This window comes from Proteiniphilum acetatigenes DSM 18083 (assembly GCF_000380985.1).
GTDB lineage: Bacteria > Bacteroidota > Bacteroidia > Bacteroidales > Dysgonomonadaceae > Proteiniphilum > Proteiniphilum acetatigenes.
This window is the reverse complement of sequence record NZ_KB905695.1, coordinates 1-26,694: the sequence shown is the minus strand read 5'-3', so window position 1 is coordinate 26,694 and position 26,694 is coordinate 1. Positions and strand designations below refer to the sequence as shown.

The window sequence follows — 26,694 nt, the reverse complement described above, 5'->3', positions numbered from 1 at the left end:
ATATATAGTCATGTAGCAGTGTTGCGAACTAAATCATTCTTTTATTTGCAAATCGATAAACCGCAATGTCACAAAGCCGAATTGGGGGATTGTTATATTTGTCTGCAACCGCCCCGCCCCCTTATCGACAGGCGATAATTCACGGATAGTATCACCTTTTAAGTCTACCTGCTCTATTTTATCCACACTACAGTTCCAGGTCACTTCGCGGGAAATTTCGCGGGAGGATGTATTATAGATACGTACAAGCAGATTGCCGTTCTCCACGACCATAGAGGTTATTTCCAGATTGTCACCGATCGTTTCGAGTATTGATCTTTCCTGTTGTTCAGGGGAACCCGACGTGAATTGTGCGACCATTGGTTCATTCCATTGACTGCTCGCTTTTTCCACCTCTCCCCTCTCCCAGTCGCCGGAATGAGGCAGAAGCGCATACCGGATTTCGGTGGGGCCATGGATACTGTAATCTCTCCCCCATAAAGCCCTACCGGTATATTGCACAGTTAACCCCAATGGCAAACTGTCTGATTGCAAATAACTCGTAGCATGATCTGAAAAGAGTGCAACTCCATAATCCTGCTCCTGACCGGTAATATCCACCCAATTCAGGATAACATTGTGCTTGATAGTGTCCCAGCTTGAATAAAGCGTATTGTCAAGCTTACTTTCGGTGACATCAAACGGTGCGTTCTTATATATCTTCCGGCCTATATCACTGAACGGAAACCGTACATGAAGCTTATAGTCATCATTATAAAAAGCCTTATTCCGGTCAGTGGCTTCATAATTATCGCTCTGGTCATACGCACCAATCCGCGGCTGCCCATCCCAGTCGATATGCAGGGTAAAATCAATACGGGGATTATTTTCATAAAAAGTGATCAGTTGATAATAGTTATGCCCGGCAATTTGGTTTTCGACTTTTACACGGGTAAATAACTCTCCCTCTTCCATCACTGAGACTGTAGCCTGGTTTTCTGATCCCTCATAAAATCTGTCCTCCTTATAAAAAAAGCCTCTCAGGTCGTTCAGGTATTTCCCGTTTTGGACCAATTGTTTGTTCCCCTTCTTTTTATCGATCAGGCTTGTGATCGTACCACCATGCGCAGGATCAATAATTACTGAGTAATAGTCTGTTTCTATTGCGAGTTTTTCTGAAGATGTGAGTTTCTCTGAGGAAAGATCCAGCTCTTTTTTAGAGGGCAGTTCCTTATCACTCTGTTTCAGCCAGTAAGTAGCATAGCCCATTCCCGGCACCGATGCTTCAAAGAACAGTGTTACCTCTCCGTCAACACTTTCTGATAATTGATGGGGTACAGGCTTACCCTTGGCATCAATGACTACTATCTTCCGGCCTCGAAAATGTTCCGGAAGAATCAGGGCGACCTCTTCTTTACGTGCCGATCCCAGCGTATTATATACACGGATATATTCAGTATTATTCGTCCTGGCAAAGAGGTTTGATATCTTTTCGGACGCGATTTGATTTGTAGCTTCAGTCCACCGGACTACTTTATCGGCCCAGGTATCTCCCGGCCTGCCGTTATAGGGAACAATCCAGCAGTCGTGGTGTTGGGCAAGCATCAACGTCCTCCATGCTTCGGCAAAATCCTCTTCCGGCCAACTCTTGCCGTTGAAGAGATAATCCATTGCAGCCATCTTTTCTGCAGTGACGAGCAGGTTCTCACTCTCCCGCACCTGTTTGGCAATTTCCTGCACCACTTGTGCACCCCACACCAATCCCGGTTTGATATCTTCCTGCGTGAAATGCCAGTCTTCCGGTTCCACCTTTCCTTTTATCATTTCAAAATAATTGGTCCAGGTAGTATATCGCATAGGCTGGTATTCACTGCGCCACGGACCTCCGTCCCATCCCGCATCCTGAAAACACATCCCTACCGGAAACTGTATACCATTGGCAAAGCATTTCTCAATGAAACTGTTGGAGTTGGTCCACGATTCGGTCTGCCAGGTCGATTCCGTAGATAACTCTTCAACAGCATATCTCGGCACAGCCGGAATAGAAGTCCCGTCAGGCCCGATCCAGTTTACCAGGTTCTTTCCAAAAGCACTGGTATAACCTCCCCAACATGTATTAGGGTTTCTCAGTACCGCGTACTTATAACCAAAACCTTTCAGTATCTGCGGTAAACTACTCGTGAAGCAGGGCTCTTCCACGGCATAAGTCACGAAAGAGGCACTTGGAAAATACTCCCGGGTCTTTGCCATACCGTAATGGAATTGCCGGATAATACTCTCACCCGAGATATTATAACAGTATGGTTGTGACCAGGTCGGGTTTACAAACTCTATACGTCCCGACGGACCCTCTTTTTCAAAATATGCCTGGAATGCCTTAAAGTTCTCCGCGTCTGTCACACTGATCGTATCCCAGGTCTCGGGCTCGATCTCCAGATTGATTGCCCAATCAGGATGTTTCTCCAGTTGCTCTACCATGAATCGTGCCTGCCACTGCGGGTAATGACCGTAGATACCGCCATGATAACCATCGGTGAACCATGCGGTCTGTGACAACACAGGTATTTTCACCAGTAGAAAACAAAACAGAATAAAAACTGACAACCTATGTTTTTGACTTAAATTTTCAAGTACCATATCGTTTCTTTTACAGGGATTACAATCCAATCAGATTTTCACTAAAACTATCTTTCTCTTTACCGGTTGGTTTATCTCATAGATCTTCGTAACGAGCATATCCATTTCCGCCTGCCGCGTTTCACGAAACGATGGATGCATCATCCGGGCATAATTATCCCTATGCATTCTCAGCCATCCGTTGTTACCCGTTTCCTTATCAAGTGCTTCAAGCGATGCACGGTTATTGGCAAACAGCAATCCCCTTTCCTGAAAAAAGCCGAATTGTATCCAGGCATAGTCCCGGAAATTTCTCTCAATCTCCCACCGCACTTCATTCAGATGCATAATCGACAGAGCCTGCTGGTATTGCGGTGTTTTTGTTTCTGCCGCCAGGTTCACCCCTTTGTTCAGGTCGTCAGACGACCATGTCCCGATCTCTTCTCCATCAATGAACATCTTGTAATCACCTTTCTCTAAATCGGAGACTTTAATTACCTCCTGATTCATTTCTTCCATAAATGGTATATATTTCATTGCGTCGGCCTGTGATTTTTTTGCGTTCCATCCACGCGGAATGGTATCTAACGGATAGGGTAACGAATAAGCCAGGTAATCAAAAGAGAGTGTCCCTTCATTTCCTCTTATATTGGAGATTTCACAGTTTGCCGACCGGACAACCGACTTTTTGGACGCATTCACCTCAAAGTCCGATACTACATTGGAATCCAATCCCTGCTCCTTGAGAAAGAAGTAAGCCATCACCATGTGTCCGTCATTTTCAGGATGAATCCGGTCAAGACCACAAAGGGTGAATCCCGGATCGTTCACCTGGAACTTTTGGTTAATGGCTGTCATAGGGGCGTTCAGATCCAGAAATTCCCAGTTATTCTCTTCTGCTGATTTCTTCTGAAATGCCACAATACGCTGCATCACGTCATTTTTCCCCCTCAGAGCAGTATTACCATCAATCTTAGCAGCTCCATCATACGGAGATCCTCCCATCATCACGATCTTTGTACCGGAGAGCCCTTTCAACCGACCTTCCAGCAGCTTGAAATTTTCATAGGTTTCCCGGTATTTTTCTTCGCCAAACCTGGCTCCGTCATCTCCGTTATATTCCTGGTATCCCGAATCGTTCATTCCGAATGTAACGACCAGCGTAGTGGGATTCTTACTGAACACGTCACTATCTAAACGTTTATACATGTCAAGAGCCGTATTGCCACCGATCCCTGCATTCAGTATACGCAGATCCCTGTTTGGAAACCTTGTCATATAATAGAGCCAGATAAATGAGTGATAGTGCCCTCCATCTGTAATACTGTTTCCCAGAAAGACAACCCTTTCCCCTTCCCCGAACTGGCTAACCGGTTGGGAGAACAAGCCAACAGCTATACCCAACGCGATAAAAACTGATGTAAATCTTTTTGTAATATTCATAGTAAATATCATTGTGACCCGAAGGATCTGTTTAACTAAAAAAATTTAACATAAGGTAATGACAGAAATAGTTCACTTTTTACTCCGACATACACAAATAATTCATGGTAGAGAGTAATTTACCCTCTTCTCCCCATTCTTGGTAATTATAAATATATTAAATAATGATTTTGCAAATATAAAGACGAAAAATACCCTTTCAAACGTAAAGTAGGTTTAAAAGTAAACGATTTTACAGTGAAAAATAAAATAAAACACTGTATATTATAATATTATAAAATACAAGGAAGATCTTTCTGGTAAACTGATTTGAAATGAACTTCTTTTTTATAGCCGCACGATTATGTTAAAAAAACCGACAGGCTGCAAAGTTTTGTTTATATTTGCAGAATAGTAGGATGCGCCTCGGAAAACTCAAGCAAGCTTGGCTTTTCTCTCAGGTTTCACTATATTTGCCGCTCAAAGTTAAGTGCCGGATGGAGTCATTTTCCGATATACAAAGTTTCAACCTCTTATTCAACGAATATCACGAACGTTTTATCCGTTTTGCGATAGGGTACGTGAAAGACAGGCAGACGGCAGAGGATTTTGTGTCTGAGGCTTTCGCGGTATTTTGGGAAAACAGGCGGCTGCTATCTCCCGACACCAGACCGCCGGCCTATCTTATGACTATCGTTAAAAACAAATGTCTTAATTATCTGCAACATCAACAGGTACAACAGCGTGTAACGGAAGACCTAAGAGATCATTCCGAATGGTTACTCCAAACAAAGATCAGTACACTGGAAGCATGCGAGCCCGATTTTCTGTTCTCCGGAGAGATACAAAAGATCATCGACTCCACATTGAATCAATTACCGAAGAAAACACGACGGATATTCCTGATGAGCCGTGTTGAAGGATTTTCATACAGTATGATTGCCCGAAAAATGGATCTCAGTCAGAAATCTATAGAATATCACATTTCGAAGGCTCTTGAGCTGCTGCGTGAATCGTTGAAAGATTTTATGTAACCACTGCTCATTATATAGAAGAGAATATTGTAACCAAAACAGGTACGCTGAGATCGAGTATGAATCCATGAAAAACAGAGATAACGGCAAATTCTTTCCCTGAAAATTTCAATATGATCGGGAGTGTGGTATCCATTGTAGTTGCCCCACCTACTGAAATCGGAGCCAGTTTACCGAAATATTTTACAAAAAGAGGGGCAAGCAATAATGCCATTATTTCACGGAGTATATTCGAAAGTAATGCAATGGTGCCGAGTTCCACCCCTTTGTATTCCGTTATAAAAATACTTGATAATGAATAATAACCAAAGCCGCTACCTACAGCCATGAATTCGATAACTGAGCGGCCGGGAAGTAGAAAGCCAATTATTGCACATCCCAATAGCGTACCCACAATCGTTGCCACTGGTAGCAAATAAAACCGTGGGTCTATTCTTGTGAAACGCCTGAGCGTATTGGAATCGTTACCCAAACTCAATCCAACACAAAACATCAAACAACATAATGCGTAAAAGCTTATATCATTGTCGACGACAGAAAGCGGAATAATTTCGAAATGACCGAAGAATACCCCCAGGGCAAAAAAAGAGACAATAATAAGACTACTCTTCATGAAGGCCTTTTCTCTTATTATTAATATGTTTCCAGAGCAATAATGCAGCCACAGCGCTACCAAAGACCGCAGCAAGGGTAATAATTAAAGCTTCCACCCCAATATTGGCCAGCCCGGATATTATTTCAGGATTACTACCTACCTCTAATCCGAGAATAAATAAAAGAAGCCAAATCAGCAGGATAATAATTTTTGAAATATTTCTGAATTCTTTTTTTCGTAACACGAATCCAAAAATGCCTCCCAATAGCATAAAACCAATTGCAATAAACATATTCAAAAAGATTTGTCTGTTATTTGTTTGAAACGAGTGTATTAAGCATATAAACAAAAGTAAATAAATAATCAGATATACCAAAGTCAACATAATTTTAAAAAAAATACTCATCCGTTTAGGGTAGTCGAATGTTGAAATGTTATATATAAAGACACAATTTTAGATAATGAATAAAGATCTATTATACCGTTTTTTTGAAGGTAATACGACACTGGAGGAAGAAAAACAGATTAGACAGTGGATAGACACATCTGAAGAGAATAGGATTACGTTCCTGCAGGAACGTAAAATATACGATGCAATATTATTCAGGTCTCCCGGTATCTCAAACACGAACAGAAAAAGGCGTACAATTGGGTATCATATCGGTGCGATTGCGGCGAGTCTATTCATCCTCATTGCGAGTGCACTGTATCTGCACACTCTGCGACAAGAGAATAACTCCTTGGACTATAATACACTTGTTGTCCCTGCAGGTCAACGCATCCATCTGATCCTTGCCGACAACACCGACATTTGGCTGAATGCCAATAGTACATTGCGTTACCCTACGGAATTTTCCAGGAAGGATAGGACTGTATATTTAGACGGGGAAGCCTTTTTCGAGGTAAGTAAGGACGATAAAAAACCATTCATGGTAAAAACAACTTCGGGAGACATTAAGGTAACCGGCACATCATTCAACGTAGAAGCTTATTCCAAACATGGAGGTTTCGAGACCAGCCTGTTCGAAGGAAGTGTGGAGATTTACAAGAACGATCATAAACTTACTACTCTCAAACCTGATGAAAGAAGCTACCTGAAAGATGGAAAACTATATGTGACCCCAATAACTGACATGGATAAGTATCTCTGGAAAGATGGTTTGATCGCCTTTAATAATAAAAGACTTGAAGATATCCTGCAGTCTCTCGAAAAATATTTTGATATCCGGATACAAATCTCTAACAGCTCGTTACCACAACGCACCTATACCGGAAAATTCCGGCAGTCTGATGGAGTGGATTATGCTTTAAGGGTGCTGCAGAAAAGTATCCATTTTTCCTACCAAAGGGATGAAACAACAGGGATAGTGTATATAAAATAACAACTATTCGGTTAAGCCAAATAAGTATAAGACAAACTGGTTTGCAGAAAACAACTCAGTTTGTTTGAATATACCATGGCGAAGAATAGTCTAACTTTAGTAAATTTAAAATGAAATGCCTATGTAGTAAAGTGATTAAGCAGTAGAAAACTAAAAAATCGGCAGGCGTTGCAGCGCCCACCGATCGGATGTTTTCGTTGACAAAGCCTAAAATTATCTAAGTATCAACTTAAAACAATTACAAATGTATGAAGAAAAACAATTCAATGGGTAGTCAATTAACCGAAAAAATACCCATAAACCATTTTTTATTGATTATGCGCGCAACCTTTATTCTACTATTTACCTGCATATTTTGTGCTATGGCGGAAGTCGGCTATACTCAAAACGCCAGGGTTACGATTAACAAGCGTAATACAACTCTCAAAGAGGTGCTAAACGAAATCGAAAAACAAACCGATTATCTTTTTATCTACAACAATGAGGTGAATACAAATGAAAGGGTGTCGGTCAGAGGAAAGCAGGAAGCAGTCTCAGAAATACTCAATTCCCTGCTCAAGGATAAGGATATTGACTACACTATGGAAGGAAATCATATTATCCTCTCTATCGGAAAATCCGAAGACAATGGTAAGGAAATAGTCACAACCATTGTCCAACAACAAAAAAAACAGATAACTGGAAAAATTACTGACGAGCAGGGAGAATCTATTATCGGAGCTAATATTGTGGAAGTTGGGACAACCAATGGAACGGTTACTGATATAGATGGAAATTTCACTCTTCAGGTAGAAAACGATGCCACAATTCAGGTCTCTTATATAGGCTATCTGGAACAGATTATCAGTGTAAGTGACCAATCCAATTTTAACCTGATATTGATAGAAGATACTCAAGCGTTGGAAGAAGTGGTTGTTGTGGGATATGGGGTTCAGAGAAGGGCATCTGTTACAGGTTCCGTTGCGTCCATTCAGGCTTCAGACATCACAAGTGCCAAAACAGCCAGCGTAACCAATGCGTTAGCAGGAAAACTCCCCGGATTACGCGCAGTTCAAAGAAGCGGTGCTCCCGGAGACGATGCCGCATCAATTGATATCCGGGGCTATGGAAACGCTTTGATTATCGTGGATGGCATTGAGCGGGATTTCAATCAAATAGATGCAAACGATATTGAGTCTATCAGTATTCTAAAAGATGCATCTGCAGCCGTATACGGATTTAAAGGGGCAAACGGAGTAATATTGGTTACAACGAAAAAAGGACAGCAGGGGAAGGCCAAAATAGACTATACAGGATACTATGGTTTTCAGAAAATCACACGATATCCGACACTGATGAACGGGTACGAATATGCGTTACTCTATAATGAGGCTCAACAAAATCTGGGTGTTAACGCTCCCTTTTCAGATGAAGACCTGACGAAATTTAAGAATGGCATTGGTACAACTGATTGGTTTAATGAAACTGTACGAAGCACTATGCCTCAAATGTATCACAACGTAAGTGTTTCTGGAGGAAGTGAAAAAGTTAAATACTTTTTTTCTTTGGGCTTAACAGATCAGGAAGGCATGTATAAATCGAACGATTATAACTTTCAACGATATAATGTCCGATCAAACATAAACGCTGAAATAACCAAGAGTTTAACTGTTGATCTGCAATTAAGTGGACGTCTTGATTCAAGGCAAAAACCCTATGAAGCCGAACCACTGACACGCAGCATACAAATGGCAAGGCCTATTTATTCAATTTATGCCAATGATAACCCTGATTACTGGCAGGTTCCCGGGGACAAAGGAAACCCCATCCATTTATCTGAAATAGACAATGTTGGTTATTCTAATAGGGACAGAAGGGTCTTTAACGGGGCAATATCCTTCAATTGGAAAATCCCTTGGTTACAAGGCCTGTCAGCGAAAGCCATGCTGGCATATGATTTTACTAACACGAACAATAAAAACTGGTATAAAGAATATTACGAGTATCTGTATGACGCTAGTACTGATACATATAATATAGCAGGGAGTCATACGATATCCGAACTAACCGCAAAGAATGAAAATTATTTCAAACCGACACAACAATATTCTTTAAACTACAATAACGAATTTGGAAGTCATGATATTTCAGCTCTATTATTATGGGAATTATATAATGATAGAACTGAATGGGTAGAAGCATATCGTCAATTCTCTATCAGTGCAATTGACCAGATTAATGCCGGAGATAAAGTCAATATAAACAATGGAGGAAATGCCTCAGTATCGGCTCATCAAGGATTTGTAGGAAGATTCAATTATGCCTATGCGAGCAAATATTTGGCTGAATTGAGTTTCAGATATGACGGTTCGTACAAATTTGCACCCGAGAAAAGATGGGGGTTCTTCCCCGCAATTTCTCTGGGATGGAGAGTTTCCGAAGAAAGTTTTTTTAAAGATAAATTTGAAAATGTTGAAAACTTGAAACTGAGAGGTTCATATGGAAAAATTGGTGATGAAGGGGATTTTGCTGCATACCAATATCTATCCGGATACACCTATCCAAATGGAAATTATGTGTTAGGCAGTGGTGGACTATCAAATGGAGCAAAGGATAAAGGAATGCCCAATCTGAATCTGACATGGTACGAGTCTACCACTTTGAACGTCGGCTTTGAAACATCTGTATATCAGGGGTTATTATCTCTGGAGTTTGATTATTTTCAGAGAAATAGAGAGGGATTACTTGCTACCCGCCTGTTAACATTACCTACCACATTCGGAAAATCACTCCCTCAGGAAAATTTAAATTCGGATAATACAAAAGGATTTGAAATCGTCCTCGGCCATAGAAATAAAATATCAGACTTTACCTACGATATAAAAGGTAATTTTTCCGCTACCCGTTCTTCGTACGGTCATGTAGAAAGAGCTGAGTCCGCAAACATGTATGACAACTGGAGGAATAACACGAATGATCGTTTTAAATCCATCAGCTGGGGAAAGAAAGTTCTGGGTCAATTTCAGTCCTATGCAGATATTTTGAATTCACCTATACAAGATGGAAATGGAAATAAGTCTCTAATGCCGGGGGATTTGAAATACCAGGACTGGAATAATGATGGAATTATTGACGGGAAGGATGACCAGCCTATTGGGCATGGAGACAATCCCTGGATGTACTATGGTTTAAATTTATTCGGGAGCTACAAAAACATAGATGTTACATTATTTTTCCAAGGCGCAGCCGGGCACGAGGTCTTCACAAGTGGAGATTTTATGGATCCTTTTATTCAACAGGGATTAGGTAACGGGTTAAATCTCTGGATGGATAGATGGCATAGGGAAGACCCTTCGGATCCCTATAGTAATTGGATCCCAGGCTTTATGCCCGCCCTTAGACCTGCCGGTTTTCAAGCGAATACCAGTAATAATACATGGACAATGCAAAAAGCGAGTTATTTACGTTTGAAAACCCTTGAAGTGGGTTACTCGTTTTCGGATAACTGGATAAAAGGAGTTGGACTTGAAAAACTCAGACTATATGTAAACTCCTTCAATCTTCTGACTTTTACCAATAATACCGGTATAATGAAATACATGGATCCGGAAAACAGTAATGGCCATTTTAGGTATTATCCACAGATGAAGACATTCAATTTTGGTATCAATCTTACATTTTAGTATTATGAACAAAATATTTATTACATTTTTAGCTATTGTTTGTTTCATTAGTTGTAGTGATTTTTTAAATAAAGAATCGTTTGATATCATTACGCCGGAACAAGTTTGGAAAGAGCCTAAATTAATTAACGGTGTTCTGGTTAATCTATATGACGGATTACAAGTGGAAGACTTTAATTACTGGTATAGAGATGCATGGAGATTAATAAATCCCACATCAATGTCTGACGAAGCCCAAGGGTCATTCCAGAAAGATCCTTTATTTGATAATGGTAGTGCCACATATACCTACGAAGATGCACTGTTCGAACAAAAATTTTCTGATCGATATGTATTTATTCGTAATTGTAACGACTTCTTAGATCAATTGGAGGGGGCTGAATCATTATCTTCATCTCAAAAAGAGCAATTAAATGCGGAGGTAAGGTTTTTGAGAGCGATGCACTATTTTTCTTTGGTAAAAAGATATGGTGGGGTTCCACTTATAACTGCCCCACAAGTGTATGATCCTTCAAACCTTGAATCATTAGCTGTTAGCAGAAATAAGGAAGTAGAGATTTATGACTTTATTGTTAAAGAATGCCAGGCAATATCTGAAATTCTTCCTGAGATAAGACCCGAATCAGAAAAATATCGGGCAAATAAAGGAACCGCACTGGCTTTATGCTCAAGAGCTGCTCTCTACGCCGCTTCTATAGCGAAATACGGTACAGTTCAATTAAATGGCCTGGTAGGAATAGACCAAAGCGAAACTCAACGGTTTTATCAATCTTCTTATGATGCATCCAAGGCATTATTGGATATGGGCATATATTCACTTTATAGTAAAAATGTAAATGACAGAACTCAAAACTATTATGAGATTTTCATAAAGGGAAATGGGGATAACGGTGAATATATTTTCCAAAAGCAATACAATGTGGCAGGAGGAAAAGGTCATGATTGGGACAAACGCAATGCTCCATTTTCATACCGAGGAGGAGGATGGGGATGCGGGATGGCTCCCACCCTGGAAATGATTGAGACCTATGAATATATGGATGGTGCCAGCGGAGAACTAAAGATCAAAGAAAATGGAGTTCCCATACGATTCTCTGATCCTTATTCCCTTTTTGAGGGCAAAGACCCAAGATTATTTGCTTCGGTATATCTTCCGGGATCACCTTGTAAGGATAGTAAAATTGAATGGATTAGAGGAATTATTATTTCAGACACTGAGAGACATCAAGCTACGAATCAACCTGATGGAGGAAATACGGTGGAGGTGAATGGCGTTGTCTATAATACAAGTGGTAAAGATGGGGGTGCTGATGCAGGAGATGCCTCTAAGACAGGATTTTATCAGAAGAAATTCTGGGATGAAACGCTTACCGACATGAATATGGGTAAATCTGAAACTCCCTGGCCGGTTTTTCGTTTGGGAGAAATATATTTGAATCTTGCTGAAGCTGCATTTGAACTGGATAAAAAGGACGAAGCATTATCTGCCGTGAATAAAATCCGGGAAAGGGCGGGAATCGTTGAAATTTCAGAAATTTCAATAGAAAAGATTCGTCATGAACGAAAAGTAGAATTAGCTTTTGAAGGTCATCGTTATTGGGATATGAAGCGTTGGAGGATTGCCCATCTGGATGTCAGCCAGGGAGGATTAAATGGGTTCAGAGGCTCTGCACTATACCCATGGTTTGACATCAGGGATCAGAAATTTATTTTTGAGATTGGCACTAATACTCCAAAACAAACAAGGATATTTCTGGAAAAGAATTATTACACAAGGATTCATAATGAAGATATGAACTCTAATCCGAATTTAGTTCAGAATCCCGGATATACAAACTAAATGGTTTTATTTTAAATGTAGAAATAATATGAAGAAGAATATTATAATATCAGTATCTGTCTGTCTCCTGTTGATGTTGACAGGATGTATTCAGGGATTAGATAATTACGATGCTCCTAATGGTGGAATCAAGGGTCTTATTCTTGATGAAGAAACAAACAATCCCATACCATTACCAGTACAGGGATCCACAGGTGTTATTGTAAAGATGTATGAACAAAATACAAATGCGAAGCAGTCTGTAGATTTTTATGCAAAATATGATGGTAGTTATGAAAATTCAAAAATTTTCAATACCGAATATAAAGTTGTAGTCGACGGACCATTTGTTGAACCATGTGAAGGAACTATAAAAGTGAATGGAGCTACCTCTTTTGATCTCAGGGCTACACCTTTCTCAAGAATTGAGGCCTCGGCAAATTATTCTGAGGGGATTATTACGATTCAATATGAAGTGAAACCAACCAACAATTCTTTTACGGTTGATAATGTTTTCGGTTATTGGAATTTTGCTCCCGGAGTGGATGATGGTGCAGCTAATTATGCTAAGAAAGTAACCACCAAAGATAGTAAGGGCCAAATATCATTCGATTTAAAGAATGACAATGCCTTTAAATCAAATGAATATAAAATCATCTCAAACGGGAATAAGATATATGTCCGGATTGGAGCTGCTATTAAGGGAAAAATCAACTATAGTACAATAATAGCGGTTCAACTTTAACATATATCTTTCAATGATTTAAAAAATACTTTCATAATTGCATTATTTAAATCTGTATTTTAGAAAATACTCATTAATATTCAAAATCATCCAAATCAGGAAAAATATACTCTGGTTTGGTCACCTCTGGTAAGGGATTACCGATCAGGCCTGATCTCAGGACTTCCGGTCCATGTCTGGCCTGATCGGCTAATACCTTCGGGTATTGGGATGAATGCGGAAAAAACGACACCGATACCAGCATGAGCGGCAAGGAAGTTTATGCGGTCCCTTACGGCACTAACAGGACAAGGGTGCGGAGAAGAAAAGGAGGTGAACTATTGAAATCAATTGAAATAAAAACATGATGCGAGAAACTCTTTTTTTTATAGCTTTCTTATTTACCAGCCTGTGCTACGGACAAGAGATAAAGAATGAACGTCTTTATGATTGTATACTGAGTTCACGTGATGGACATGGTGGAGAATATGCCTGGAAGATGAGAAGGGCAGGAGAAGTTCACAGTGAGGTGGAAGATGTTTCCACACCAAAGGTGTCTACAGACGACTGGATGCCGGCCATCGTCCCGGGGACCGTGCTAAACTCATTGGTGCATAATAAAATCTATCCGGAACCCTACTATGGTTTGAATAATAAACTGGAATCGAATCTAATTCCGGATATTTACCATGTAGGTCGCGACTTTTACACCTACTGGTTTCGTACCGAATTTGAAACGCCAACAGCTCATTTTAAAAATAAAAAAACGTGGTTGCAGGTCGACGGCATTAATTATCGTGCCGAGATATGGCTGAATGGTAACATGGTTGGAAATATCGCCGGTATGTTTTATCAGGACCACATTGATATTTCTGATTATATTTATCTCGACAAAAAAAATATATTGGCAGTAAAGGTCTATCCTGTGGATGTACCAGGTACGATTAAATCAAAAGGTAAAAAAACTATCGGAGCATTGAATGATGAATTCCAGAACGGAGGAAACGGAGAAATTGGGAAAAACGTCACACAACTCATGACAGTCGGTTGGGATTTCACCTATTTGGATGGTATCCGCGATCGAAATACGGGTATTTGGAAAGATATCTCTATTTATACAACAGGAAATGTTAGTTTACGCCATCCTTTTGTAAAGTCGGATTTATCTAAACCTGATTATAATGTCTCAAGACAGACAATATCCGTTGAAGTGATTAACCCGAATAACAATTGGACGATACAGGATGTTACAATTGTAGGAGAAATCAAGGATGAAAACGTGCGCTTTGAAAAGCAAGTCCAATTAGCCAGGGGAGAGCGAAAAGAGATATCTTTTAGTCCGGAAGAATATCCGCAATTGGTTTTAAAGAATCCACGTTTATGGTGGCCGATTAATAAAGGGAAGCAAGAACTCTACAACCTGTCACTAAAAATTCTGGATAAGGATAAAAACCTTATAGATTCGATCTCTACCCGTTTTGGCATACGTGAAATCACTTCCAATACGGCTACTCCTGATAAATCCCGAACATTTTACATAAACGGGAAACCTATTTTTATAAGAGGAACAAACTGGCTCCCGGAAAACATGCTCAGAAACTCGGAAGAACGTACATATGCGCAACTTCGCTATACAGCTCAAGCCGGGATAAACCTGATACGTTTCTGGGGAGGAGGCATTACAGAATCCGATTATTTCTTCCAACTATGTGATGAATTGGGAATCATGGTCTGGACGGAATTCTGGATGACTGGGGATACCAAACATCCTGTCGATGAGAGTATCTATTACAATAACGTGACCTCAACAGTCAAACGGATTCGGAACCATCCCTCTTTAGCGTATTATGTTTCTTCCAATGAATCCACAGAAATGTCCTATACCGAAGCATTAATCCAGAACCTGGATGGAACCCGCGGATATCAAATGCAATCGGAGTGTTGTGGAGTTCACGATGGCAGTCCATATAAGCAGGTCAATATCATGTGCCATTACGAAAATACAGCTTCAGACAGAGGTAGTCGTATAGACGGCTTTAATCCTGAGTATGGTGCACCATGCCTGCCAACGGTAGAATGTTTACGTGAAATGATGGACGAAAAAGATTTGTGGCCCATTAATAAGGAGGTATGGGATTATTCGGATGGTAACGGATTTCATTTAATGACCGGAATGTACCGCGATATGGTAAATGAGTACGGAATTTCGAAAAGTATAGATGAATTTGCAGAAAAGGGTCAATTGGTGGGAGCTTTTAATTATAAAAGTATATGGGAGGTATGGAATTATAACAAATTGAACCAGGGTGACCGCTATTGTTCCGGATTTTTGTTTTGGTATCATAATCCCCCGATTCGTCAGGTTTGTTCGAGAATGTGGGATTGGTCGTTGGAACCGACGGCAGCACTTTATGCCGCACAAAATGCTTGTGAACCCCTGCACCCCCAATTCGATTTTTTGAGAAACACGGTTTCTGTAGTCAACGATTATTACCGATCTTTTACGAATTATAAAGTGCTGGCTGATGTGTATGATTTGAACGGGAAAAAAGTTTTCTCAAAAGAAATGACCGTGAATCTACCGGAGGATGGAGTTGCAAAAGATCTTTTTACGATAGATTTTCCACCAACTATTACGAGTGTTCACTTTATTAAGTTGAGGCTTCTGGATGAAAAAGGCACGGAAGTGGGCAATAATTTTTATTGGCGATCTAATTCGCATTACGAAGGACGTAAAACATTAACAGGCCCAACAACCTCCGGCTTTCAGGATTTATCAAAGTTAAAACAGACTAAATTGGAGATAAGCTATCGTGAACATAAAGAAGAAGAGTGTTATTTAATAGACATAGAGGTCAAAAATACTTCACGCACAATTGCATTCTTTACACAACTTCAACTTCTTGATGAGAATGATAAGCCAATACGTCCATCTTTTTATTCCGATAATTTCTTTTCACTGCTACCCGGAGAAAGAAAAGCAATTCGAATCGAAACAAACGCTCAGAAATCAGTCTCGAACCCAAGACTTGTTTTAAAGGGTTGGAATGTAAAAAAAGAAATTTACAATCTGCACCACCACTAAAAAATAGGATAACAATTGTAACGACAAATTTTATAACTACTATATTTTTTGCTTATTTATGAAAAAAAAGTATTCAATTTTTATTTTACTGCTCATTACAGTTTTAGCCGGATCCTGTAGTAATGCAAAACAACAGTCCTCAGCAGAGGAAGACAAATTACCCCAATGGGCCATTGGACCTTTTGAACGTCCTGAAAATCCTAACCCTGTTATTTCTCCTCTTCCGACGGAGTTTTATTGCCCCATGAAGGGTGATACTATAAAATGGGAAGAAAGTGATACTTTCAATCCTGCAGCAACCGTAAAAGGGGGAAAAATCGTAGTGCTTTACAGGGCCGAAGACAATTCAGGTCAAGGGATTGGTAAGCGTACGTCCCGTATCGGGTATGCCGAATCGAAAGACGGCATAACGATGGAACGTCGTACAGAACCAGTGCTTTTTCCCATGGATGATGCTTTCAAATCCATCGAGTGGCCGGGAGGTTGTGAGGACCCCCGGGTTGCCATGACAGAAGATGGGCTCTATGTAATGCTTTACACAGCATGGAACCGGGAGACGCCCCGTCTGGCCGTAGCGACATCCCACGATTTAATTCAATGGGAAAAGCACGGCCTCGCTTTTGGCAAAGCCTATAATGGGCGCTTCGAAAACCTGGCCTGCAAATCGGCATCCATTGTCACTAAAGTAAAAGATGGTCAATTAGTTATTACAAAATTGAATGGAAAATACTTTATGTACTGGGGCGAACATGCTGTATGTGCTGCCGTTTCTGACGATCTTATCAATTGGGAACCCGTACTGAATGAACAAAATGAATTGAAGGAAATCGCTAAACCTCGAAAAGGATTTTTCGATAGCAGACTGACCGAGTGTGGACCACCGGCAATTATTACTCAGGATGGGATCGTGTTGATGTATAATGGTAAAAATGGAGATGAAAAGGATGGAGATACAGATTATCCGGCAGGCTCTTATTGTGCCGGACAGTTTCTATTCGATCTCAATGATCCTTATAAAATATTGGATCGTTTGGATAAACCGTTTTTCTATCCTGATGCACCGTTTGAAAAGAGTGGACAGTATAAAGACGGGACCGTCTTCATTGAGGGACTAGCCTATCTCGATAATCGATTTTACCTCTATTACGGATGCGCCGATTCACATGTGGCTGTAGCTATTAATGATGCAAAGAAAAAGAATATGAACAAGTAACAATTATTTTTGAATTCTTTTACTCATGGAGTAAGCAGTTTGATATCGAATTTCGGTGAAAGTATAGGGTACAGGGTGGCAGGAAGAACTTTCTTGTTGCCCTGTACATATCATTATTCATACCGCTTAGAATAGATATTCTTCAAAATTGTATATTTTTGCAATGGTGTGAATAAAAAAATGGAAATTATAAATTTGCCGTTTGTTTCAGATGATGGGATATCCTTTCCGATGGCACGTAGTGCCTGAAAATGGATAATATCGATATTGAAAATCAAAAATATAAATTTATTTGTATGCACAAAAAATGGATCATTGTTTCACTTTTCATCGTGATCGCTTTCACGTTGAATGCCCAGAAACTCTCTTTTAAGAAAGACAGGACATTCAAGATCGTACAGTTTACCGACATGCATTACATGCATGGGAATCCGAAATCAGATACAACCCTGATGCTTATACCCAGGATACTGGATGAAGAGAAGCCTGATATGGTGGTATTTACCGGCGACATCGTAACAGGGAAACCGGTAAAGGAAGGTTGGGATGCCGTAACAAAATTCGTGATCGATCGCAAGATACCGTTCGCCGTAACCTTGGGTAATCACGATCATGAACAGGGTGTAACAAGGGAAGAGATTGCTGATATTGTTACCGCCTACCCTTTCAACATCAACAGGTTATCGGATGTCAGCAGAGGTAGGGTAATGGACAATGTGATTCCGGTCTATAGCAGTGAAAAACCACTGAAAGAAGCAGCTCTGATCTACTGTTTCGATACAGGAGCCTATTCCACGATAGATGATGTAAGTGGTTACGATTGGGTAACCACCAGGCAGATAGAATGGTATCGGGAACAAAGTATCCATTATACCGTCAAAAATAATTTCCAGCCGCTACCCGCCCTCGCCTATTTTCATATTCCGTTGCCTGAATACCGGTTAGCATTCAACGATGAAAAGAACGTACGCTATGGGGAAAGAAAGGAAGACGAATGCCCTCCCGGACTTAATTCGGGTATGTTCCTATCGATGAAGGAGATGGGGGATGTTATGGGCACATTTGTGGGACATGATCATGTGAATGATTATGTAGTAAATTACTATGGTATAGCCTTGGCTTACGGGCATTTCAGCGGTTGGAAGACCACCTATACCCCTGAAATCAACGGAGCCCGCGTAGTAGTGCTCAAGGAAGGAAAACGGGCATTCGACACATGGCTCCACCAGTTAGATGGAACTATTCGGCACAAGGTTTCGTATCCGGCAGAGTTTACCAATCCGGGGAGATAGTTTTTTCATAAAAGAAATACTTACTTATTCAGTGGCAGAATTTATTCCTTGTCATCGAATATTTATTTGGTGCTTTCTTGGGTTATATCAAAATTACCATTCAAAGTTCTCCGTGGACGATAAACTCAAATCCTTTATTTAAGTTTTGACTTTATTTATTATTCTTGATGACTGTTTCCAACCAAACAATCATTTCATCTAAATATGTTTCTATAATATTCCAAACTATCTCATAATCAACTCCAAAATAATCATGGACTATTCTATTACGAAATCCACGTATTCTTGTCCATTCAATCTCCGGATTTTTGTCTCTAAAATCCGGGACAATCCGATTTGCGGCTTCCCCAATTATTTCGAAATTTCTAACAACCGCATCTTTGGTCTTATCATCCGCTAAAAATGAATTATAATCATGACCTTTTACATATCGCTTAATCTTTTGAGCAGATTGCAACATATCATCTAACAGGAACAAAATATCACGTTTAGACATATAGTAGATCCGAACCTATTGATTCTAAATATTTTTCTTTAATACCATTTTTTGAAACCAAATCCACCTTAAATCCAAGAATGTCTTCCAATTCTTCGGCTAAATCAATAAATCTTACGCCAATCTTGTCAGAAAACTCGACAAGAATATCCAAATCGCTGGAATCGTTTTGTTCTCTTCTAGAATAAGAGCCAAAAATCGCCATTGATTTAATAGGATAACTATCAAATAATCTGCTTTTATGATTATACAAAGCACGTGTTACTTCTTCTAATGTCCTCATAACACAAAAATACTATTTCTTATCCAATCACAAAATTCATTCACTCATTTTTTATGTTTTTGATTAAATTAGAGACGCTTAAAAAATTGGTAGTTTTCTCGTAAATCGACCGGATTCATTTTATTTAATTATTTTTGTCCACGGAATAAAAACCCTCAACAATGAACAATACACGTAACATGAAAAAACGATTAAAGTAAAATGAGTATCGTTACACTCTCTATCCTGGTTCTGCTGGGCATCGTACTTATCGTGATACTCACTTCCGTCACGAAACTAAACGCGTTTGCTTCGCTGTTTATCGTGGCCCTGTTGTTGGCCATGATCACCCTCCCTGATAAAGATGTGGTCGGAATCCTGAAAGAGGGGTTTGGGAGTACCATGGCATCCCTCGGGGTTCTGATTATTTTCGGGACGATTATTGCCGTGGTGTTGGAAAAAACAGGCGGTGCCATAAGCATCGCTAATTATATTTTGTCGAAGACAGGACACGGTAAAGCCGCTTCAGCAATGGACTGGCTTCATTTTTCATATTGTGATAAAAAAAGATGAGAAAGAAAGCCGAAGAAATATTTCTCGCCGGAGTTGAAAGTGTTTTGCCTGAAAAGTTGATTCAAAGACAAATAAAACGGAATGGTGATATACTGCAAATTACCGGTAAATCATACCCGTTATCCCGATTCAGGCATATTTACGTTTTGGCAGCCGGAAAAGCAGCCGCTTTAATGGCTAAAGAAACCGAACAAATTTTAGGCGACAAAACAACAGGGGGGCACGTTGTTACCAAATACGGGCACGAAACAAATTTAAAATACCTGAAACTTACTGAAGCGGGACATCCGATACCGGACGCTGAAGGCGTGAAAGGGACACGAAAAATGCTGGACATTGCCCGGCAAGCCGGTGAAGAAGACCTGGTTGTCTGTCTGATATCGGGCGGTGCATCAGCACTGATGGCGGATTTCCTTGAAGGAACCACGCTCGATGACCTGAGACATGCAAATGAACTGCTGGTAAAATGCGGTGCTGATATTACCGAAATAAATGCCGTGCGCAAACATCTTTCGAACGTGAAAGGCGGACAACTTGCCAAAACGATTTATCCGGCAACAACCGTTTGCCTGATTTTATCGGATGTTACCGGTGACCGCCTCGATGTCATTGCTTCCGGCCCTACCTTCGGGGACACCAGCACTTTTGCCGACGCCTGGGCAGTCATCGAAAAGTATTCGCTGGAAAATTCTTTCCCGTCTCCCATGCTGAACCATTTGAAAAAAGGATTGACCGGTTTAATTCCCGAAACACCCAAGCCGGACGATGCTATTTTCAGGAACGTCCAAAATTACATAATCGGGAATAACTTACTGGCACTTGAAGGTGCGTCGCGTAAAGCACATGAGCTTGGTTTTAAAACCTATATCATTACTGACAAGCTAAAGGGAGATTATACGAATGTAGCTGATTTTATTCTGAAAACAATCGAAAATTACCAACAAGCTGCCGGCAAAAAGCCCGTTTGCCTGCTTTTTGGGGGTGAACCGACTGTAAAAGTTTCGGGAAATGGATCGGGCGGGCGCAATCAGCACCTGGCCTTGTATTTATCTACTAAAATTGATCACAAAAAACACATTACCATCTTATGTGCAGGAACAGACGGTACAGATGGACTGACCGATGCCGCGGGAGCCGTTGTTGATAATGAAACGATAGTTACTGCGGTGAAGAAAAATATCGATCCCCGGCTTTTTCTCCAAAATTCCGATTCTTACCATTTTTTCCAACAAGCCGGCGGTCATATTATCACCGGAAACACACGGACGAATGTAATGGATATGGTAGTAGTCGTGATGGAAGCTTTACCGCTTCCATAGTTTTTCCATTTCTTCAAGCGATTTACCTTTGGTTTCAGGAACCATCTTCCATACGAATAATGCTGAAATGACAGCCATCAACCCATAAAAACCATAAGTCATTCCACTGCTGAATTCCATCATTGCAGGATATGTAGAAGAAATCAGATAATTGGCGAACCACTGAAAAGCAACGGCTACCGCTACGGCCTGCCCACGGATCTTGTTCGGAAAGATTTCTGATATCAGCACCCAACAGATCGGACCCCATGACATCATAAAAGAGGCAGTATATATAATGATAAATATTAATGTACCAATACCTATAATATTATTAAAAGCCAATGCCGATATGGCAAACATGCCTATAGCCATCCCTATCGATCCTGTAATAAGAAGCGGTTTCCTACCCCACTTATCAACGGAAAGAATAGCGACAACCGTAAAGACAACATTCACAAAGCCCATTACGATAGTCTGCAACATTGAAGCATCTTTGGCCGCTCCCATACTTTCAAAAATACGGGGAGCATAATAAAGCGCTACATTTATCCCTACAAATTGCTGAAAGACCGATAAAAGAATACCTATAATTATCACTATTTTTCCATATGAGAATAGCTTTGCCCTTTCAGTTGTCTGCCCTATAGACTGCTTAATCTCTGAGAAAATCGTTTGCGTTTTCAGCTTGTCGCTATAAATTTTGTTCAAAACCGACATTGCCTGTTCATTCCGGTTTGACAGCACCAGAAACCTCGGCGTCTCGGGAACCAGAAGTAATAAAACCCCGAATAATGCCGCAGGAATAGCTTCCGACGCAAACATATACCTCCATCCTACGGTATTTATCCATTCTATACTCTGTCCATATGCAATTGCCCAATTCACAAAGTACACCACCAACATTCCGAGGATAATGGCAAACTGGTTGAATGAAACCAGTCGACCGCGGATATCAGCAGGCGCTATCTCGCTGATATACATAGGCGATACTGCTGAAGCAAGTCCTACCCCAATACCTCCAAGGATACGGTAGAAATTAAACATCAGCAGTAATCCTATCGAGGGTTCTCCACTGGTAAAGAATAATACTTCCGGATAACCCGATCCTAAGGCGGAGAGGAAAAAGAGTACCGAGGCAAATAACAATGTCCTCTTACGTCCAAGGCGGTTCGAAAAGAATCCCGACAAAACTCCCCCGATTATGCAACCGATCAATGCACTCGACACTGTCGCTCCATGTATCAGGGAATTCAGGCCCAACGGTCTGATAAGAAAGGCTTCGATAGATTTCTCCGCTCCCGAAATAACCGCCGTATCATACCCAAAAAGTAATCCTCCCAGGGTAGCAACCAATGTGATACCAAACAAATAAGGTTTATTATACTGTTTTATCATGTTTCAGAAAATAAAACAATGAAAGAGGGTGTCCGACAAAGTCTTCATGGGTTCAGTATCCTGATGGATCGGGAGGAAGACCGGGACACACTCTTTTCATTGTACGTTTTGTTTTAGATATACATATTTACAATTGCCTCATACAACTCCTGCTTGCCGCTGATCTGTTCCGGTTCACGTCCTGATGCCAACGCATATGCACGCATATCTTCCAGTGAGAGCTTCCCTTCCTCGAATTCTTTCCCCTTACCACTGTCGAAAGAGGCGTATCTCTCTTTCCGCATCTTGATGTAGGGCGATTCTTCAAGGATGGCCGCTGCCGCCTCCAATGCACGTGCAAAGGCATCCATACCGGCAATATGTGCGATGAAAATATCTTCCAGATCAGTAGAATCACGACGGGTCTTGGCATCGAAATTTGTCCCGCCTCCCTGCAATCCTCCGCTTTGCAGGATGACAAGCATGGCTTGTGTCAGTTCGTACACATCCACAGGAAATTGGTCGGTATCCCATCCATTCTGATAATCACCTCTGTTGGCATCGATAGATCCAAGCATACCGGCATCTGCCGCACATTGCAGGTCATGTTCAAACGTATGGCCGGCAAGGGTAGCATGGTTCACTTCAATATTCAGTTTGAAATCCTTATCGAGGTTATGGGCACGAAGAAACCCTATCACGGTTTCCGCATCATAATCATATTGGTGTTTAGTGGGTTCCATCGGCTTCGGTTCGATAAAGAAAGTACCTTTAAAACCCTTTGCTCTGGCGTAATCGCGTGCTTTGGTAAGCATCATGGCCAGATGCTCTTTTTCACGTTTCATATCGGTATTCAGCAAACTCATATAACCTTCGCGTCCTCCCCAGAATACGTAATTCTCACCTCCCAGTTCAATGGTAGCGTCCAGGGCATTTTTGATCTGCGTAGCGGCATAAGCCACACTGTCAAAATTGGGATTGGTAGCCGCACCGTTCATGTAGCGCTTGTGACCGAAGACATTGGCCGTACCCCAAAGCAGTCTGATACCGGTTTCGTTCATTTTCTGCTTGATATAGGTCACAATAGTCTTCAGATTGGCTTCATACTCCTCCAGAGAATTGGCTTCATCTACCAGATCCACATCATGGAAACAGAAATATTCGATACCTACTTTCCGCATGAACTCGAAACCGGCATCAACTTTCTTTTTAGCTCTTTCCATCGCATCACGACCGTTGTTCCATTCAAAATCTTTGGTCTCCACTCCAAACGGATCTCTCGCTTCGGCGCAAAGCGTATGCCAATAAGCCATTGAAAATTTGAACCAATCCTTCATCTTGCGTCCGTAAACGACTTTTTCGGCATCGTAATACCGGAAGGCCAACGGATTTTTGCTCTCTTTACCTTCAAATTCTATCTTTCCAATTCCGGGAAAAAATTCCTCTATTTTCTTTTCTGCGTCCATAATGTAAATTTATTAAAAGATTATTATACTATTATTTTATGATATCAGGGATTTCCAGCGTTGGTATGCATTCATATATTGACCTTTATTCTTATTATCCGGTTCCACGGTCATAATTTTCTTCAATGAGGAGAATGCTTCTGTAGGCGACGCATATATTCCCGCACCGATACCGGCAGCTTTTGCCGCACCTGCTGCTCCGTCGGTATCGAACAGTTCGATAACCGCACCACTTACTGAGGCAAGCGTTTCCCTGAACAGCGGACTGAGGAACATATTGGCATTTCCTGCACGAATGACCCGGATATCCATCCCAATCTCCTGCATGATCTCCATTCCGTACTGGAAGGAAAAAACGATTCCCTCCTGGGCCGCCCGTAACAAATCGGAGCGGGAATGAATATTGAAATTAATACCATGGAACGAACAGTCCACATTCCGGTTTTCCAGTACACGCTCCGCACCGTTCCCGAAAGGGATTACCGAGAGGTCTCTTGCGCCGATGGGCGATTGCGCCGCAAGTGTATTCATCTCATTATAATCTATCTGTCCCGGCATAATATTTTTCTTTATCCATGAATTCAGAATACCCGTACCGTTGATACAAAGTAAAACACCTAATCGGGTACGATCTGGTCCATGATTGACATGCGCAAATATATTCACCCTCGACAAAGGATCATATTTTACCTCATCCAACACTCCGTAAACCACACCTGATGTACCGGCAGTAGAAGCAATCTCTCCGGGATTAAAGACATTCAGGGAAGCAGCATTATTGGGTTGATCTCCTGCCCGGTAGCTGACAGGTGTTCCGGGCCATAGACCAAGCTCTCTTGCCACGGAGTCAGATATCCGGCCTTGTATGCCGAACACCGGCGTTATATCGGGGATCAGCTCTTTCTCGAATCCGAAATAATCCAGGATATCCTGCGATATACGATTCTCTTTAAAATCCCAGAATATTCCTTCGGACAATCCCTCCACAGTAACCGATATCTCATCTGTCAACCTCATGGCAATATAATCGCCCGGCAACATGATCTTGTAAATACGCTCATATATCTCCGGTTCATTCTCTTTTACCCATGCCAGTTTTGAGGCCGTAAAGTTTCCGGGAGAATTCAATAGATGGGATAAAACCTTCTCTTGCCCGATCGAATGAAAAGCCTTCTCACCAAAAGGTACTGCCCGGCTGTCACACCAGATAATGGATGGACGTAGCACCTCCCTGTTTTTGTCTACCATCACCAATCCGTGCATCTGCCATGAAATACCGATGGCTTTAATATCCTGAGGGTCTGCTTTCGATTGTTCGAGTACTGAAGCGGTAGACAATCTAAGGTTAGTCCACCACATCTCAGGGTCTTGCTCGGCCCAGCCCGGCTGTGCGGCATACATCGGCATCTCTGCCTTGGGATAAAAATCGGATATCACGGTTTTTCCGGTTTCAATTTCCACCAAAGCAGCTTTTACAGAGGAACTCCCTATATCATAGCCTAATAAATACATAATTCATTCTTTTTTAATTATTTAAATGGGTTGCATACTCGTTTCCCTGATCATTTCCCATACCTCCGGGTAATCACGGAACAAAGCTAAGCAGATTCAGTGTAATTTCCTCTTATAGAGGAAGTAAAAATATCATCACATGGCAAATCCGTTGAATCCTCCGTCTATGGTGATGGTTGTCCCGGTCACAAAGGATGAGGCATCGCTCACTAAATAGTGGATTGCCCCGCACAGTTCCTCGGGTTTTCCCATCCGTTTGAAGGGCGTCTGGCGTATGACATCCTCTCCCCGTTGGGTGTAACTACCATCGGGGTTTGTGAGCAAATCCCGGTTCTGTTCGGTGATAAAGAAACCCGGTGCTATGGCATTTACCCGTATCCCCTCGCCAAATTTGGCAGCCACCTCATTGGCCAGGAACTGCGTGAAGTTGGTGACCCCCGCTTTTGCCGCGGCATATCCGGCTACGCGTGTCATCGGACGGAAGGCGGCCATCGACGAGAAATTAATGATATTCCCCTTTTTTTGTTCCACCATGGGTTTGAGAAAAACCCTGGAAGGCAGCACGGTGCCGGTTAGGTTCAACCGGACCACCTTGTCGAATTCATCCAGATCCAGATCGAAAAAGGTTTGTGCGGGACTGATGTTGGCTCCCGGCATATTCCCACCGGCTGCATTGAGCAATGCGTCGATACGCCCGTACCGTCCCAATATCTCTTCCCTGTTCCGTACCAGCACAGCTTCGTCCAGCACATCAGTTCTCAGGAACAGCGCTTCCTTGCCTTCCGATTTGATTTTGTCTACACTCCCCCTGCCTGCCTCTTCCCGGCGCCCCAGGATAACTATTCTGGCGCCCTGGCCTGCCAGGTAGGATGCAATTACACTTCCCA

The 26,694-nt window shown here is 41.4% G+C and carries 20 protein-coding genes; 10 read left to right on the top strand and 10 right to left on the bottom strand.

The features are described from left to right. Nucleotides 1-33: 33 nt before the first annotated feature. Together F597_RS0106640 and F597_RS0106635 are read right to left on the bottom strand one after the other, a co-directional pair. Nucleotides 34-2,616 (bottom strand): glycoside hydrolase family 38 C-terminal domain-containing protein, encoded by a 2,583-nt coding sequence (locus F597_RS0106640; RefSeq protein ID WP_052319805.1) that lies wholly within the window; start codon nt 2,614-2,616, stop codon nt 34-36. Between the two features lie 30 nt (nt 2,617-2,646). Then, nucleotides 2,647-4,032 (bottom strand): SGNH/GDSL hydrolase family protein, encoded by a 1,386-nt coding sequence (locus F597_RS0106635; protein WP_394333051.1) that lies wholly within the window; start codon nt 4,030-4,032, stop codon nt 2,647-2,649. Nucleotides 4,033-4,514: 482 nt separating this feature from the next. On the opposite strand from F597_RS0106635, the gene F597_RS0106630 reads away from it, so the two are divergent. Then, nucleotides 4,515-5,051: an RNA polymerase sigma-70 factor gene (locus F597_RS0106630; RefSeq protein ID WP_026327198.1), complete on the top strand. Its 537-nt coding sequence runs from the start codon at nt 4,515-4,517 to the stop codon at nt 5,049-5,051. 10 nt (nt 5,052-5,061) lie between these two features. Here the strand turns inward: F597_RS0106630 and F597_RS0106625 are convergent, their stop codons facing one another. Further along, nucleotides 5,062-5,664, bottom strand: a complete 603-nt coding sequence (locus tag F597_RS0106625; protein ID WP_019538941.1) for a LysO family transporter — start codon at nt 5,662-5,664, stop codon at nt 5,062-5,064. Next, nucleotides 5,654-5,938: a LysO family transporter gene (locus F597_RS0106620; protein ID WP_019538940.1), complete on the bottom strand. Its 285-nt coding sequence runs from the start codon at nt 5,936-5,938 to the stop codon at nt 5,654-5,656. Before F597_RS0106620 ends, F597_RS0106625 begins: the two co-directional genes overlap by 11 nt. 169 nt (nt 5,939-6,107) lie before the next feature. On the opposite strand from F597_RS0106620, the gene F597_RS0106615 reads away from it, so the two are divergent. The 7 genes from F597_RS0106615 to F597_RS0106570 all read left to right on the top strand — a co-directional run bounded on the left by F597_RS0106615 (nt 6,108) and on the right by F597_RS0106570 (nt 18,823). Next, nucleotides 6,108-7,028, top strand: a complete 921-nt coding sequence (locus F597_RS0106615; protein ID WP_019538939.1) for a FecR family protein — start codon at nt 6,108-6,110, stop codon at nt 7,026-7,028. 266 nt (nt 7,029-7,294) lie between these two features. After that, entirely contained in the window at nt 7,295-10,690 is a 3,396-nt protein-coding gene (locus F597_RS0106610) for a SusC/RagA family TonB-linked outer membrane protein (RefSeq protein ID WP_019538938.1), read from the top strand. Nucleotides 10,691-10,694: 4 nt separating this feature from the next. Continuing rightward, nucleotides 10,695-12,530: a RagB/SusD family nutrient uptake outer membrane protein gene (locus F597_RS0106605; RefSeq protein WP_026327197.1), complete on the top strand. Its 1,836-nt coding sequence runs from the start codon at nt 10,695-10,697 to the stop codon at nt 12,528-12,530. Between the two features lie 28 nt (nt 12,531-12,558). Then, nucleotides 12,559-13,254, top strand: a complete 696-nt coding sequence (locus F597_RS0106600) for a DUF3823 domain-containing protein (protein ID WP_019538936.1) — start codon at nt 12,559-12,561, stop codon at nt 13,252-13,254. A gap of 343 nt (nt 13,255-13,597) precedes the next feature. Then, nucleotides 13,598-16,318, top strand: a complete 2,721-nt coding sequence (locus F597_RS0106585) for a glycoside hydrolase family 2 protein (RefSeq protein ID WP_019538933.1) — start codon at nt 13,598-13,600, stop codon at nt 16,316-16,318. Nucleotides 16,319-16,376: 58 nt separating this feature from the next. Continuing rightward, nucleotides 16,377-17,531, top strand: a complete 1,155-nt coding sequence (locus F597_RS0106580) for a glycoside hydrolase family 130 protein (RefSeq protein ID WP_019538932.1) — start codon at nt 16,377-16,379, stop codon at nt 17,529-17,531. A 296-nt stretch (nt 17,532-17,827) separates the two neighbouring features. Then, on the top strand, nt 17,828-18,823 hold the full coding sequence (locus F597_RS0106570) for a metallophosphoesterase family protein (protein WP_019538930.1): 996 nt from the start codon (nt 17,828-17,830) through the stop codon (nt 18,821-18,823). A 151-nt stretch (nt 18,824-18,974) separates the two neighbouring features. Here F597_RS0106570 and F597_RS0106565 read toward each other — a convergent pair whose 3' ends face one another. Both F597_RS0106565 and F597_RS0106560 read right to left on the bottom strand, forming a co-directional pair. Continuing rightward, the gene (locus F597_RS0106565) at nt 18,975-19,319 is read right to left on the bottom strand and encodes a HepT-like ribonuclease domain-containing protein (RefSeq protein ID WP_019538929.1); all 345 of its coding nucleotides are present in this window, start codon (nt 19,317-19,319) and stop codon (nt 18,975-18,977) included. Next, complete coding sequence (locus tag F597_RS0106560; RefSeq protein ID WP_019538928.1) at nt 19,312-19,602, bottom strand: nucleotidyltransferase family protein; 291 nt, start codon at nt 19,600-19,602, stop codon at nt 19,312-19,314. The genes F597_RS0106565 and F597_RS0106560 overlap by 8 nt, the downstream gene beginning before the upstream one ends. Nucleotides 19,603-19,803: 201 nt before the next feature. On the opposite strand from F597_RS0106560, the gene F597_RS0106555 reads away from it, so the two are divergent. Both F597_RS0106555 and F597_RS0106550 read left to right on the top strand, forming a co-directional pair. Next, a complete protein-coding gene (locus F597_RS0106555) occupies nt 19,804-20,154 on the top strand; it encodes a GntT/GntP/DsdX family permease (protein WP_019538927.1) in 351 nt (116 codons plus the stop codon). Beyond that, nucleotides 20,151-21,473: a glycerate kinase type-2 family protein gene (locus tag F597_RS0106550; protein WP_019538926.1), complete on the top strand. Its 1,323-nt coding sequence runs from the start codon at nt 20,151-20,153 to the stop codon at nt 21,471-21,473. The genes F597_RS0106555 and F597_RS0106550 overlap by 4 nt, the downstream gene beginning before the upstream one ends. Here F597_RS0106550 and xylE read toward each other — a convergent pair. The 4 genes from xylE to F597_RS0106530 form a co-directional block, all read right to left on the bottom strand. Continuing rightward, nucleotides 21,459-22,850: a D-xylose transporter XylE gene (xylE, locus tag F597_RS0106545; RefSeq protein ID WP_026327195.1), complete on the bottom strand. Its 1,392-nt coding sequence runs from the start codon at nt 22,848-22,850 to the stop codon at nt 21,459-21,461. The two genes, F597_RS0106550 and xylE, sit on opposite strands and share 15 nt — an antisense overlap. A 113-nt stretch (nt 22,851-22,963) precedes the next feature. Continuing rightward, nucleotides 22,964-24,295 carry a xylose isomerase gene (xylA, locus tag F597_RS0106540; RefSeq protein ID WP_019538924.1) on the bottom strand — a complete coding sequence of 444 codons (1,332 nt, stop codon included), beginning with the start codon at nt 24,293-24,295 and terminating at the stop codon, nt 22,964-22,966. 36 nt (nt 24,296-24,331) lie between these two features. Then, on the bottom strand, nt 24,332-25,807 hold the full coding sequence (locus F597_RS0106535) for a xylulokinase (RefSeq protein WP_019538923.1): 1,476 nt from the start codon (nt 25,805-25,807) through the stop codon (nt 24,332-24,334). A 135-nt stretch (nt 25,808-25,942) separates the two neighbouring features. Further along, nucleotides 25,943-26,694: SDR family oxidoreductase (locus F597_RS0106530; RefSeq protein ID WP_019538922.1), on the bottom strand; the 752-nt coding region annotated here is incomplete at its 5' end.